The sequence below is a fragment of the Vibrio taketomensis genome (assembly GCF_009938165.1).
GTDB lineage: Bacteria > Pseudomonadota > Gammaproteobacteria > Enterobacterales > Vibrionaceae > Vibrio > Vibrio taketomensis.
The window spans coordinates 2,827,401-2,840,594 of sequence record NZ_AP019649.1; the positions used below are offsets into that span (position 1 = coordinate 2,827,401).

A 13,194-nucleotide genomic window follows, 5' to 3' on the forward strand; every position below is an offset into this window, starting at 1 on the left:
TCACTTACTCTTCAAAAGTAAGGACTAAATGACTTTCTGTATGAGCTAGACAGGGAAATATCCAGCCTTGTTGTTGTTCTTGTTCAGTCAACATGGGTTCCAGTTGATAGCTGACTTCTCCAGTGACTTTTTTACACATGCACATTGCACATGCGCCCACTTGGCAACGGTGAGGAAAGCTTATGTTATTGTTGAGCGCCGCTTCTAACACCGTTTGTCCTTGTGGGACTTCAAACTCTACCTGACTTGGCAGTAACCTGACCTTATGTGTCATGCGATGCCTAATTGATGCCAAATAGCATCGATTTTTGCCACCAATTCAGGGTCTTTCTTAATCGGAATGCCCCACTCTCTGAGTTTTTCGTTACCCAGTTTATTGGTCGCATCCCATGCCATGCGGCTCACTCCGGACACGGCCTCTTTATAAAGCAAGCTATCACGAGCAGGATCCATACGAGTGGTCACCGCCCAGATAACATCATTCCAATCACGAATGTTGACATCATCATCGCACACAATCACAAATTTCGGATCGACATAAGCTTCGAGCTGGGACCAAACCGCTTGAATCGCTTCACGCCCTTCTCCAACGTTCTGCTTATCTATCGACAACAACACCATCTGTCCTGTATGCGCACCTTCCGGAAGATGAATATCTAACAGACTTGGAATATCTCGTTTGAGTTGCGCCAATATCGCTTGGCTATCAAACAATTCCGATTTCGTCACAGAGTGAGTAAGTGCTAACTCAGCATCCCATTTAATGGTCGCATCTAGCCCCATCTTGGAACCTAACCCTACCACCGGGGAAGCAAAATCAAGCGAATCGATTGGTGTATTCTCAATCATCAACGTGTCACGTACCGGATCCATATGTTCCGTCATCGCTTTGGTTACTTCTCGCCAATCACGCGCATTCACCGATTCATCACATACGATAACGTATTTGGTATACATAAACTGACGCAAGAAAGACCATACCCCCATCATTACGCGCTTAGCATGACCTGGGTACTGCTTCTTCATCGTGACTACTGCCATGCGGTAAGAGCAGCCTTCCGGAGGTAGATAGAAATCTTCAATCTCAGGAAATTGCTTTTGCAAAATTGGCACAAACACTTCGTTAAGCGCCACACCTAATACCGCTGGCTCATCCGGCGGACGCCCTGTATAGGTGCTGTGATAAATCGGTTTTTCACGCATGGTAATGTGCGTAATAGTGAAAACGTGGTGCTTCTCTTTTTCGTTATAGTAGCCAGTATGATCACCATAAGGGCCTTCATCTGCGAACTCATTTGGATCGATATAGCCTTCAAGCACCATTTCAGCACTTGCCGGGACCTCAAGGTCATTACTAATCGACTTCACCACTTCTGTGCGACTGCCACGCAGTAACCCTGCAAAGGCATATTCCGATAGCGTATCTGGAACCGGCGTCACTGCGCCAAGAATTGTTGCCGGATCCGCACCGAAAGCAACTGACACCGGGAATGGCTGTCCCGGATGCGTTTCCATCCAGTCTCGTAGATCAAGAGCGCCGCCACGATGGGCGAGCCAGCGCATGATAATTTTGTTTTTACCCAATTTCTGCTGGCGATAAATACCGAGATTTTGGCGTTTCTTATTTGGACCTTTAGTGACAGTTAAGCCCCAAGTTAGCAGCGGAGCTACGTCATCTTGCCAGCAACTCATCACCGGAATTTTATCAAGATCAACCTCATCACCTTGCCAAACAATTTGCTGGCATGGCGCATTACGTAACCTTTTGGCCGGCATATGCAGCACTTGTTTAAACAGCGGTAGCTTTTCCAGTGCATCTTTAAAGCCTTTGGGTGGCTCCGGCTCTTTAAGATAAGCCAATAGCTTACCCACTTCGCGTAGCTCTTTTACTTCACTACGCCCCATCCCCATCGCCACACGCTCTGCCGTACCAAACAAGTTGGTCAGCACTGGGTAGTCGTAGCCAATTGGGTTTTCAAATAGCAATGCCGGACCGCCCGCACGTAAAGTTCGGTCACTAATTTCCGTCATTTCATAATGAGGGTCTATCGGGTGAGTAATGCGTTTTAATTTACCTTGTTGCTCTAACAGGTGGATAAAATCGCGTAAGTCCTTACAACTCATAACTCTTCTATTGGCTGGTTAAACTGCAGGCAGTATATCAAAAAACCGAAATTGACGATCCCTGTTTATTATGTGGGTATTATGAATGGCATTAAACAAACATTATTGGCTAAGAACGCTGAGAATTTGATTGCGCTTGACTCGGTTATCGCTGCTTGCCAACTCGGTCAACCAAGTTGAATAACCCTGTTCGAGCAACTGACGGGCGACAAAAGGAGCGTCATCTTTGCTACCCATTTTCGCAATCAAAAACTCTTCAACCGCCAAAGTCATAGGTTTAATCCCAACGAGTTGGGTGATAGCAAGCTCACTTAAACTCGGGTTGTGTGCTGCTGCCATTAATTGCTCAATCGCAAATGGATCGGCCACAGAGCCCAAACGGCGAATTTCCTCTTCACTATAGAAGCTCGCTTTCATCAGCCACAATAGTTTGTACACCGCTGGGTCTTCACTCACTTGCGCAAGACGCACCATCACCTGCGGTGAAGGCAACCAACTAACCACGACCTTATCCGTTAATTGCTGGCCCAGATAGCGCACCGCTTCAGGAGATAAACTATCAAGTTCTCTCAGTAATAATTGCTCACGCGCTTGTTTTTGATAATTACTGCCTGATAGCCATTGCTGTAAATCAAGTTGTTGCCTCTCTGCTTGCATAACAAACTCAAGCACCGACTGATCTTGATGCCAACGCTTTAATAGACGGCTTGCAATCGCAGGATAGTTAAATGCAGGGGTTGTGAACTCATAACCATCACCCATTTCAATCACTTGATAAGTGGGTACCATGGCTTTTTGTTGCTCAACAAATATCGCCATTTTAGGCGTAAGGATAAGCTCTTGCTGCTCTAGCTTTTGCAGCAAAAGATAGCGGGCAACTTCTTGTTGTGGGAAAGCTAAACGCTCGAGAGAAAAACTCAGTATATCGGTTTTATCTTCCATGACGTATTGCAGTAGTTCGGCAACCTTTGCCTGCATGTGATCACTTTGACGCCATAACTCAACTCGCTCTGGAGTCATCGACGTGGCAGCAACTTGCGGCGCTCCTAACGCTAGCAATAAAGACAGGAGAAGCGACGACAACATTCCTTGTTGCATGTTAACCTCCTTGTAACATTCTTCATCATTGTGCAGCGGCACTACAAAGAATGCAAACAAAAACGCCACCGTGATATTCGGTGGCGTTAGCGTATTGATTTAATTACTGACGACGCATTGCATCAAAGAATTCATCGTTAGTCTTAGTCATTGCGAGCTTATCGATTAGGAATTCCATCGCATCAGTTTCGCCCATTGGGTGAACAATCTTACGTAGAATCCACATCTTCTGTAGCTCATCAGTCTTAGTCAGTAGCTCTTCGCGACGAGTACCTGAGCGGTTGAAATCAATCGCTGGGAATACACGTTTTTCAGCAATCTTACGGTTTAGGTGCAGTTCCATGTTACCTGTACCTTTAAACTCTTCGTAAATTACTTCGTCCATCTTAGAACCAGTATCAACTAGCGCTGTTGCGATGATAGTTAAGCTACCGCCTTCTTCTACGTTACGTGCTGCACCGAAGAAACGTTTTGGACGATGTAGAGCGTTCGCATCCACACCACCAGTTAGTACTTTACCAGATGAAGGTACGACGGTGTTGTATGCACGAGCTAGACGAGTGATCGAGTCAAGCAGGATAACTACGTCTTTCTTATGTTCAACTAGACGTTTTGCTTTTTCAATTACCATTTCAGCCACTTGTACGTGACGAGACGCTGGCTCATCGAATGTCGATGCAACAACTTCACCTTTCACTAGGCGTTGCATTTCTGTTACTTCTTCAGGACGTTCGTCGATTAGAAGAACCATCAACACACACTCAGGGTGGTTATAAGCGATACTTTGCGCGATGTTTTGTAGCAACATTGTTTTACCCGCTTTTGGCGGAGCTACAATCAGACCACGCTGACCTTTACCGATAGGTGATGCAAGGTCGAGTACACGAGCTGTGATATCTTCAGTAGAACCATTACCACGTTCCATCACCATACGCTCATTTGCATGCAATGGCGTTAAGTTTTCGAACAGGATCTTATTTCGAGCGTTATCTGGCTTGTCATCATTTACTGTATTGACTTTTAGCAGGGCAAAGTAGCGCTCACCATCTTTTGGTGGACGAATTTTTCCGGCAATAGAGTCACCAGTACGTAAGTTAAAGCGACGAATTTGGCTTGGAGAAACGTAAATATCGTCAGGACCAGCTAGGTAAGAACTGTCTGCACTACGAAGGAAACCAAAACCGTCTTGAAGAATTTCCAGTACGCCGTCGCCAAAAATGTCTTCACCGCTTTTTGCGTGAGCTTTTAGAATAGCGAAGATGATGTCTTGTTTTCTTAGACGAGCAAGGTTTTCTAGACCTAAGCTTTCGCCAAGTTTAACAAGATCTGAAACAGGTCTGTTCTTCAGTTCTGTAAGATTCATGGTGGTAGATGCTTGTTTAGTCAAAATAGGATCTGTTGTTTTTAAGTTAGATGGAATATGGTCTCAGGATCGACCAAGAAGAGAATTCTGTTTAATTAACGTGCGATAAATTAGCACTAAAATATAGCCTAGTCTATCTTTTGTTTCCGTTCAAAAAACAAAACCGCGCATTGTATCTAAATGCACGGTCTTATTTATACAGCGAGTTATAGGTTAGCGTCCAAGAACTCTTTTAGCTGAGTTTTCGATAGCGCACCCACTTTGGTTGCTGCTACGTTGCCATCTTTAAATAGAAGCAACGTTGGAATACCACGAATACCAAATTTAGGCGGAGTACCTGCGTTTTGGTCGATATTCAGTTTACCGATAGTGAGTTTGCCTTCGTACTCATCTGCGATTTCGTCAAGAATCGGCGCAATCATCTTACAAGGACCACACCACTCTGCCCAAAAATCAACAAGAACTGGGCCTGCAGCATTGATTACGTCGTTTTCAAAACCTTCATCAGTTAGCTGCAAAATCTTATCACTCATCTTCCACTCCACTGTGTTTTTCGGAACTGGTTGGATGATAACCAGTATTGAGATGCCCTATTGGAATGTATTTACTTTCGTATTGCAAGCTTAAGCTGATATTCTATAGCAATGAAGAAGACGCACATCACAGAGCAAAAGTTCGCCGATTTGGGGCTACAACCCCAAGTTATAAAGGGTTTGGAGCAAAAAGGGTTCGAATTTTGTACCCCTATCCAAGCTCAGGCGCTGCCGGTACTGCTCTCCGGCCGTGACATCGCAGGCCAGGCCCAAACGGGCACTGGTAAGACGCTAGCGTTCCTTACTGCTACTTTTAACCACTTATTGACTACGCCAGAGATTGAAGGTCGTAAGCCAACGCAACCACGAGCGATTATTATGGCTCCTACGCGTGAACTTGCGATTCAGATCTATAACGATGCCGATAGCTTGATTGCCAGCACGGGAATCAAAGCGGCATTAGCTTATGGCGGCGAAAGCTACGACAAGCAATTAGCGAAGTTAGAGCAAGGGGTCGATATTCTGATCGGTACGACTGGTCGCATTATCGACTTCTACAAACAGCGTGTATTCAATCTAAACCACATTCAAGCAGTGGTATTAGATGAAGCGGATCGTATGTTTGACCTTGGCTTTATTAAAGACATTCGTTTCTTGTTCCGCCGTATGCCTGAGCCAAAAGATCGTTTGAACATGCTATTCTCAGCAACGCTTTCATACCGCGTGCAAGAGTTAGCATTTGAACACATGAATGAGCCAGAGTCGGTTGTGGTTGAGCCTGAACAAAAAACAGGTCACCGCATTCAAGAAGAACTGTTCTACCCTTCGAATGAAGATAAAATGGCTCTGCTACAAACGCTAATCGAAGAAGAATGGCCAGATCGCGCGATCGTATTTGCTAACACCAAACACGTGTGCGAATCAATTTGGGGTCACCTTGCGGCTGATAAACACCGTGTAGGTCTACTTACTGGTGACGTTCCACAGAAAAAACGTGAGCGCATTCTTGAGCAATTCACTCAAGGTGAGGTGGATCTATTAGTGGCAACTGACGTTGCAGCACGTGGTCTACATATTCCACAAGTAACTCACGTCTTTAACTACGATCTACCTGACGACTGTGAAGACTATGTTCACCGCATTGGCCGTACTGGCCGCGCGGGCGCAAGTGGTCACTCGATCAGCTTTGCTTGTGAGCAATACGCGATCAACCTACCAGCGATCGAAGAGTACATCGAACACGCAATTCCAGTGTCAGACTACGATTCATCAGCGCTAATCCAAGATTTGCCAGCGCCGATTCGTCTACGTACGCGCAATCCACAACAGCGTCGTACCAATACAGGTGGTGCGCGCAACGGAAACCGCAAACCAAATCGCTCTCGTCCACGTCAGCAAAAGGATTCTTAAGTCGTTTATGAGCCAAGCCGTCCCTTCTCCGCTATACGCTGCTATCGATCTCGGGTCGAACAGTTTTCATATGCTCGTTGTGCGTCATATTGATGGCAGCGTTCAAACCATGGCTAAAATTAAGCGCAAGGTACGCCTTGCTGCTGGGTTAAACGAGAATAACGTTTTAAGCCAAGAAGCCATGCAAAGAGGATGGGACTGCTTGAGTCTGTTTGCTGAACGACTACAAGATATTCCTACAGAAAACATTCGCATTGTTGGCACCGCGACCCTGCGTACCGCCACCAATGTGGATGTCTTTTTAGCCACAGCCAATCAAATTCTTGGCCATAAGATTGAAGTGATCTGTGGTGAAGAAGAGGCGGCAACAATCTATAAAGGAGTGGCGCACACTTCTGGTGGTTGTGGTCGTCGTTTAGTGGTTGATATTGGCGGTGCTAGTACCGAGCTTATTATCGGTGAAGGCTTTGAAGCTAAGGCACTTACTAGCCTGAAAATGGGTTGTGTGACTTGGCTTGAACGTCATTTCAAAGACCGCCAATTAAACCTCGATAATTTTAATCAGGCCATTGCTGCAGCCAAAGACACTTTGCAGCCGATCTTAGCGCAATACACTCAATTGGGCTGGGATGTGTGTGTTGGTGCTTCAGGCACTGTCCAAGCACTGCAAGAAATTATGTTGGCGCAAGGTATGGATGAGGTGATTACTCATGCCAAACTAAAACGTCTACAGAAACAAGCCATGCTAGCTGACCATTTGGAAGAGTTAGAAATTGCAGGCCTGACTCTTGAGCGCGCACTGGTTTTCCCTAGTGGACTTTCAATTCTGATTGCGATCTTTGAATTGCTTGAGATTGAATCAATGACTCTCGCTGGCGGCGCTTTGCGTGAAGGCTTAGTGTATGAAATGGTCGATGAGCTTAAACAAGATGACATTCGAGCACGCACCATTACCAGCGTGCAACATCGCTATCAAATTGACCATGCTTATGGCGAACAAGTAGCCACACTTGCCACTCGCCTACTGGAACAATGCCAAACTGATTGGCTAGTAGAATCACAAGCTAAGGTATTACTCAATACCGCGGCAAAACTGCACGAGATTGGCCTGACTATAGATTTCAAAAAAGGTGGTGAGCATAGCGCCTACCTACTGCGTCATTTAGATTTACCTGGCTACACTCGCGCCCAAAAACACTTGCTGGCGGAATTAACTCGCCGTTACCGTGAACAGTTAACCTCACTGCCAGAACAACACGCAATCTCTGGCACTAGTGCTAAACGTGTATTGCGTTTATTGCGATTGGCCGTGCTATTAACACATCGTCGCAACCCAGCTCTTGAACCACAAGTCACGTTGCAATCAGAAGGCGATAAACTCGAACTGACGATCAGTGCTGACTGGCTACAAGAGAACCCTCTAACTGCAGCCGAGCTTGAGATTGAAGCCAACCGCCAAAGTGACATTGGTTGGCCGTTAACCATTATTAGCCAGTAGCTAACAGCAGATACAATAAAGCCCGAGCATTGAATCTCGGGCTTTTTTATTCCTCACACCAACTCGTTAGGCGAACTTAGTTGTTTGCGCCAACCATCTTGAAATCCGGGTTGGAAGCAGTCAGCTTTCTTACTAAGTAGTTAAGCAGCACACCGTACATAGGAACAAACAGACCCAAACTAATCACGAGTTTGAAACCGTAGTCGACGAATGCAATTTCCATCCAATGCTCTGCCATGAATGGATCTGGGCTTTGGTAGAAAGCAATAGCGAAGAAAGCGATAGTGTCCAACGCATTACCGAACAAAGTCGAACAGGTAGGCGCTACCCACCACTGTTTCATTTGGCGTAGACGGTTAAATACGTGCACATCCATGATTTGGCCTAGCAAGTAAGCCATAAAACTTGCGATCGCAATACGCGCCACAAATAGGTTAAATTCACCCAAATGAGCAAAACCTTGGAACTGACCTTCAAAGAACAGTACTGATAAGGCGTAAGAAACCGCCAACGCTGGAAGCATTACCAAGAAAATGATTTTGCGTGCAAGTTGAGCACCGAAAATACGTACGGTTAGATCAGTTGCCAGAAAAATAAATGGAAAAGTGAATGCACCCCATGTGGTATGAAAACCCATGATGGTAAATGGTAGCTGAACTAGGTAGTTACTTGATGCAATGATGATCAGGTGAAACAGAACTAGATAGAAAAGGGCGTTGCGCTGCTGCGCAGGGGTAAAGTTACTCATGCGATACCTTTTTAGTTTGGTTTGGGGGTGAGGGAACCCAAATCGAATCAATTCCATACTCATCCTGTTCGGACGAGACATAAAATCAACTCTTACCAACAATGTTAAACATAAAAGTGCTGTTAGCGAATAAATAGAGTGCTAATCAGCAAGGTCGGCGATTATACATTAACCAATTTATGCTGCAAGTTGCTTTTAACTTGTGGTGATTTTTCACCAAAATACGTGTTTAGTTGGCGTCAAACTCAGCACGAAACAGGCTGGCTAAATAATTCAATTCTTCACGATTATCGCTACCCGCCAGCGTTTCTAACCACATACTCTCACTATAGTGCTCAGCTTTGAGAAACAGTTGAGTGTCTTCAAAATCAATCAACCATGAATGAATATCGGCATCGCACTGCTTTTCAATCACTCGAGCCGATAGAGTGGCAACCAAACGCTCGCCTAGAGCCGGAAACGAATCAAAATCAAAACTTGGAGCACGAACAATAATTCTTCCCTGCTCTGCCTGATAATCAATCAAGCCAAAATCCTTTTGTGGTTTAACCATGATGCGTGATGTGCTCCTGAATCAAATCTAAAAATGGATCAGCGTATTTCTCCAGTTTGCGCTGCCCAACACCGCTGACTGCCAACATTTCGCCGTAAGAGGTAGGCAGAATTTCTGCCATGTCGATTAGCGTGGCATCACTAAATACCACATACGGCGGCAAGCCATCTTCATCAGCAATCGACTTACGCAGCTTACGCAATTTAGCAAACAGCTTTTTATCGTAGTTTTTACTGGTCAGTTTGTCTGACTTCGCAGCTCGAACTGCGGTATCCAGACGCGGCACCGCGAGCTCTAAACTCATTTCACCACGCAGCAAAGGGCGCGCTTCTTCGGTTAACTGCAAGGTCGAATTACGAGTAATGTTTTGGAACAGCAGTCCTTTATGAATCAGCTGACGGAAGATACTCACCCAATAATCATGGCTATGGTCTCGCCCTAAACCATAGGTTGAGAGCTTGTCATGGCCTTGCTCTCGAATACGAATATTTTGCATACCACGCAACACTTCCACCACATAGCCAATACCGAAGCTTTGGTTAACTCGGTAGACACAAGACAACGCTTTTTGCGCCTCTTGAGTTGCATCAAAATGTTTTGGTGGATCTAAGCAGATATCGCAGTTACCACATGGCTTGTCTCGATATTCACCAAAATAGTTCAGTAGCACCTGGCGACGACAGGTTTGCGCTTCAGCAAAAGCGCTCATTGCATTGAGCTTATGCGCTTCTACTTGTTTTTGCGGCCCCTCATCTTTTTCATCCAACATACGGCGCAGCCAACCAATATCAGCTGGATCATAAAGCATCATCGCTTCCGCTGGCAGTCCATCACGCCCCGCACGTCCGGTTTCTTGGTAGTAAGACTCGATATTACGTGGAATATCAAAATGCACCACAAAGCGAACGTTCGGTTTGTTAATCCCCATACCAAAAGCAACGGTAGCCACCACGATCTGAATATCATCACGTTGAAACGCTTCTTGTACATACGCACGTTCATCGGCATCCATACCAGCATGGTAACTCGCTGCTCGAATATGGTTATTGCACAGCTTCTCGGTCAGCATTTCCACTTTCTTACGGCTACCGCAGTAAATGATGCCGCAATTGCCTTTCTGTGTATCGAGATAACGCACGATCTGCGATACCGGCTTGTGCTTTTCCAGTAAGGTGTAGCGAATATTTGGGCGATCAAAACTGCCTAAATAGATATGAGGATCGTTAAGCTGCAAGCGACTAGTAATGTCTTTACGTGTGGCATCATCAGCGGTAGCTGTCAGCGCCATAAAAGGCACATGAGGAAAATACTGCTTTAGCTGACCCAGTGCTGCATATTCCGGGCGAAAATCGTGGCCCCATTGCGAAATACAGTGCGCTTCATCGACCGCAATCATGCTAAGCGGCAGACTTTCTAAACGCTCAATAAAATCACGCATCAATACTCGCTCAGGTGAAACATAAACCAGCTTTAGCTGACCTGAATGCATGCGGTTATACACTGAGAGGAGATCTTCACGTGACATGGTTGAGTTTACACACTCGGCCGCCACACCGTTGGCTTTGAGCTGATCCACTTGGTCTTTCATCAGAGAAATCAGCGGTGAGATCACCAAAGTAATGCCACTACGCACTAATGCCGGGATCTGATAGCACAATGATTTACCACCACCGGTTGGCATAATCACCAAGCTATCACGCCCCTCTAGCGTCGATTCAATGACTTGCTGCTGACCTGTACGGAAAGTTTGGTAGCCGAACACCTGCTCAAGCACACTTTGGGCGCTAACAATTTGTTGTTCGTCTGACTGAGCAAGTAACGTTGAGGTCATTGAATGTCTCTAATTATAAGAATGAGGCTGGGGGCACATTGTAGTGGGGATTGATGGTGAATAAAACCGCAAATTATTAGGTGAATCTTTGCTCGGTATTTATACTGGGAAAATTCTTTTAGTTTCTCCTTTTTGTGAATTTTATGACCAGTGAAGACGAACAACAACGCGCGCGTCAAGGTGTATTACTGGCGATCGGTGCGTACACCATGTGGGGTATCGCCCCTATCTACTTCAAACAACTCGCTGGTGTACCTGCACTCGAGATTCTCAGTCATCGAGTCGTTTGGTCATTCCTACTGCTCGCTTTGCTGCTGCATTTTGGCCGTCATTGGGGGAGTGTGCGTGATGTGTTTAGAGATAAACGCAAAATGGTTTACCTCACCAGTTCGGCGATTTTAATTGGTTTTAACTGGCTGCTGTTTATCTGGGCAGTGAACGCAAACCATATGCTTGATGCCAGCCTTGGTTACTATATCAACCCACTGATTAACGTATTGCTAGGGATGCTGTTCCTTGGTGAACGCCTGCGTGCATTGCAATGGGTCGCGGTAGCACTGGCAGCAGGCGGAGTGTTGATTCAGTTAATTGCATTTGGCTCGGTGCCACTAGTAGCAATCGGTTTAGCGTGTTCATTTGGCTTTTACGGTCTACTGCGTAAAAAAGTCAGTGTGGGCGCACAAACTGGCTTATTTGTTGAAACTCTTGTGCTAGCACCAGCGGCATTGATTTACCTGCTGTGGATTGCTGATTCGCCAAGTGCCCACTTTACGCAAAACCCGATCACATTAAACTTACTGTTATTCTCAGCCGGCATTATTACTACTTTGCCGTTACTGTGTTTTACCGGTGCAGCAACACGTCTTAAGCTCTCAACGTTAGGCTTTTTCCAATACATCGGCCCAAGCTTAATGTTTTTGCTCGCCGTGTTAGTGTATGGCGAAGCATTTACTGTCGATAAAGCACTAACGTTTGTGTTTATTTGGGGAGCGTTGATCGTCTTTAGCTTTGATGGCTTACGTAACAACCGTCGTAGTAAAAAAGCCTTAGCGAAATAAATTATCACGGCGATTTTTACAAGACATCGCTGCAATTCAACGATAAGCTTGGTGAAACATTCACCAAGCTTTTTTTGTTTTATGGAACAGGCTGATTATCGTAATACCATTAGCGAATCGATAAATCTGATCGATGCGCACTATCAGCATTTCAGCTTTCAGCGCCACTACCATCTTGATTTTCATATTGGCCTGATCACCCAAGGCGAACAAAAGTTCCATCATAAAGGGCAAGCACATCATGCCGGTTCAGGACAAGTAATCATCATGCCCCCCGACGAACTGCACGATGGGCAGTCAGTGTGGGATGCCGGCTATCAAACCAAAGTATTTTCACTCGACCCTAATTGGTTTTCTCGCTTGTCTAATGCAAGTGCTGAGCAAATAGTCAGTTTTCGTCAAACAGTTATAAATGACTCACAAGTCTTCCATCAACTACAGCAGCTACACCAACTTCTTGGCGATAAAAACCTCAGCCAGCTAGCCAAAGACTGCCTTCCTCTCGAAGGATTTGAACAACTGCTCACTTGTTATAGTTATCAGCAAATTCCGCACACTCATACGCTAGGTCGTCAATCTATGACTGATCTAAAAGAGTTTATCTGGGCTCATATTGATCAACCGATTCGTCTCGAACAACTTGCGGCACTCTGCCATCTCACGCCAACCCAGTTTCAGCGCCACTTTAAAGCCAGTGTTGGTATCAGCCCCTATGCTTGGTTAAGTCGTTTGCGTCTTGAATATGCAATGAAGTTATTGCGAGGTGGGCAAACCGCAACACAAGTTGCTCATCAAGTCGGTTTTTACGATCAAGCACACTTTAGCAAGGCGTTTAAAACCAGTTTTGGCATTACACCCAAACAAGTCAGCACTTAAACCAGTTGAGTGATCAAAATTTACAAGCTTTGCGGCGCTTAGGATTTGATAATAGCGTTCTTATTTTTTGATTCACTTTGAGCACTTTGCTCTCGCTAACTG

General features: G+C 45.5%; 12 protein-coding genes. 4 read left to right on the forward strand and 8 right to left on the reverse strand.

The genetic code is table 11. From position 1 onward, the window contains the following. Window positions 1-4 precede the first annotated feature (4 nt). The 5 genes from Vt282_RS13180 to trxA form a co-directional block, all read right to left on the reverse strand. Window positions 5-274, reverse strand: a complete 270-nt coding sequence (locus tag Vt282_RS13180; protein ID WP_162063592.1) for a 2Fe-2S iron-sulfur cluster-binding protein — start codon at window positions 272-274, stop codon at window positions 5-7. Then, a complete protein-coding gene (gene ubiD, locus Vt282_RS13185) occupies window positions 271-2,124 on the reverse strand; it encodes a 4-hydroxy-3-polyprenylbenzoate decarboxylase (RefSeq protein WP_162063593.1) in 1,854 nt (617 codons plus the stop codon). Before ubiD ends, Vt282_RS13180 begins: the two co-directional genes overlap by 4 nt. A gap of 102 nt (window positions 2,125-2,226) precedes the next feature. After that, on the reverse strand, window positions 2,227-3,222 hold the full coding sequence (locus Vt282_RS13190; RefSeq protein ID WP_162063594.1) for a hypothetical protein: 996 nt from the start codon (window positions 3,220-3,222) through the stop codon (window positions 2,227-2,229). A 103-nt stretch (window positions 3,223-3,325) separates the two neighbouring features. Continuing rightward, a complete protein-coding gene (gene rho, locus Vt282_RS13195; RefSeq protein WP_162045339.1) occupies window positions 3,326-4,585 on the reverse strand; it encodes a transcription termination factor Rho in 1,260 nt (419 codons plus the stop codon). 206 nt (window positions 4,586-4,791) lie between these two features. Next, window positions 4,792-5,118 (reverse strand): thioredoxin TrxA, encoded by a 327-nt coding sequence (gene trxA, locus Vt282_RS13200; protein ID WP_162045338.1) that lies wholly within the window; start codon window positions 5,116-5,118, stop codon window positions 4,792-4,794. Window positions 5,119-5,229: 111 nt separating this feature from the next. Between trxA and rhlB the strand changes: the two genes are divergently transcribed. Continuing rightward, entirely contained in the window at window positions 5,230-6,528 is a 1,299-nt protein-coding gene (gene rhlB / locus Vt282_RS13205; protein ID WP_162045337.1) for an ATP-dependent RNA helicase RhlB, read from the forward strand. Window positions 6,529-6,535: 7 nt separating this feature from the next. After that, complete coding sequence (gene gppA, locus Vt282_RS13210) at window positions 6,536-8,026, forward strand: guanosine-5'-triphosphate,3'-diphosphate diphosphatase (RefSeq protein ID WP_162063595.1); 1,491 nt, start codon at window positions 6,536-6,538, stop codon at window positions 8,024-8,026. A gap of 76 nt (window positions 8,027-8,102) precedes the next feature. Here gppA and Vt282_RS13215 read toward each other — a convergent pair whose 3' ends face one another. The 3 genes from Vt282_RS13215 to recQ form a co-directional block, all read right to left on the reverse strand. After that, the gene (locus tag Vt282_RS13215; protein WP_162045335.1) at window positions 8,103-8,774 is read right to left on the reverse strand and encodes a 7-cyano-7-deazaguanine/7-aminomethyl-7-deazaguanine transporter; all 672 of its coding nucleotides are present in this window, start codon (window positions 8,772-8,774) and stop codon (window positions 8,103-8,105) included. 229 nt (window positions 8,775-9,003) lie between these two features. Further along, window positions 9,004-9,327 (reverse strand): DUF3630 family protein, encoded by a 324-nt coding sequence (locus Vt282_RS13220; RefSeq protein WP_162063596.1) that lies wholly within the window; start codon window positions 9,325-9,327, stop codon window positions 9,004-9,006. After that, window positions 9,320-11,158 (reverse strand): ATP-dependent DNA helicase RecQ, encoded by a 1,839-nt coding sequence (gene recQ, locus Vt282_RS13225; RefSeq protein WP_162045333.1) that lies wholly within the window; start codon window positions 11,156-11,158, stop codon window positions 9,320-9,322. The genes Vt282_RS13220 and recQ overlap by 8 nt, the downstream gene beginning before the upstream one ends. 143 nt (window positions 11,159-11,301) lie before the next feature. On the opposite strand from recQ, the gene rarD reads away from it, so the two are divergent. Continuing rightward, entirely contained in the window at window positions 11,302-12,216 is a 915-nt protein-coding gene (gene rarD / locus Vt282_RS13230; RefSeq protein ID WP_162063597.1) for an EamA family transporter RarD, read from the forward strand. 81 nt (window positions 12,217-12,297) lie between these two features. Further along, the gene (locus tag Vt282_RS13235; RefSeq protein WP_162063741.1) at window positions 12,298-13,092 is read left to right on the forward strand and encodes a helix-turn-helix transcriptional regulator; all 795 of its coding nucleotides are present in this window, start codon (window positions 12,298-12,300) and stop codon (window positions 13,090-13,092) included. Window positions 13,093-13,194 lie beyond the last annotated feature (102 nt).

Excerpts from the sequence above, each read along its gene's own strand:
- gppA (WP_162063595.1), top strand. The coding sequence starts at position 6,536 with ATGAGCCAAGCCGTCCCTTCTCCGCTATACGCTGCTATCGATCTCGGG.
- Vt282_RS13220 (WP_162063596.1), bottom strand. The coding sequence starts at position 9,327 with ATGGTTAAACCACAAAAGGATTTTGGCTTGATTGATTATCAGGCAGAG.
- recQ (WP_162045333.1), bottom strand. The coding sequence starts at position 11,158 with ATGACCTCAACGTTACTTGCTCAGTCAGACGAACAACAAATTGTTAGC.
- Vt282_RS13180 (WP_162063592.1), bottom strand. The coding sequence starts at position 274 with ATGACACATAAGGTCAGGTTACTGCCAAGTCAGGTAGAGTTTGAAGTC.
- rho (WP_162045339.1), bottom strand. The coding sequence starts at position 4,585 with ATGAATCTTACAGAACTGAAGAACAGACCTGTTTCAGATCTTGTTAAA.
- ubiD (WP_162063593.1), bottom strand. The coding sequence starts at position 2,124 with ATGAGTTGTAAGGACTTACGCGATTTTATCCACCTGTTAGAGCAACAA.
- rarD (WP_162063597.1), top strand. The coding sequence starts at position 11,302 with ATGACCAGTGAAGACGAACAACAACGCGCGCGTCAAGGTGTATTACTG.
- Vt282_RS13235 (WP_162063741.1), top strand. The coding sequence starts at position 12,298 with ATGGAACAGGCTGATTATCGTAATACCATTAGCGAATCGATAAATCTG.
- Vt282_RS13215 (WP_162045335.1), bottom strand. The coding sequence starts at position 8,774 with ATGAGTAACTTTACCCCTGCGCAGCAGCGCAACGCCCTTTTCTATCTA.
- trxA (WP_162045338.1), bottom strand. The coding sequence starts at position 5,118 with ATGAGTGATAAGATTTTGCAGCTAACTGATGAAGGTTTTGAAAACGAC.
- rhlB (WP_162045337.1), top strand. The coding sequence starts at position 5,230 with ATGAAGAAGACGCACATCACAGAGCAAAAGTTCGCCGATTTGGGGCTA.
- Vt282_RS13190 (WP_162063594.1), bottom strand. The coding sequence starts at position 3,222 with ATGCAACAAGGAATGTTGTCGTCGCTTCTCCTGTCTTTATTGCTAGCG.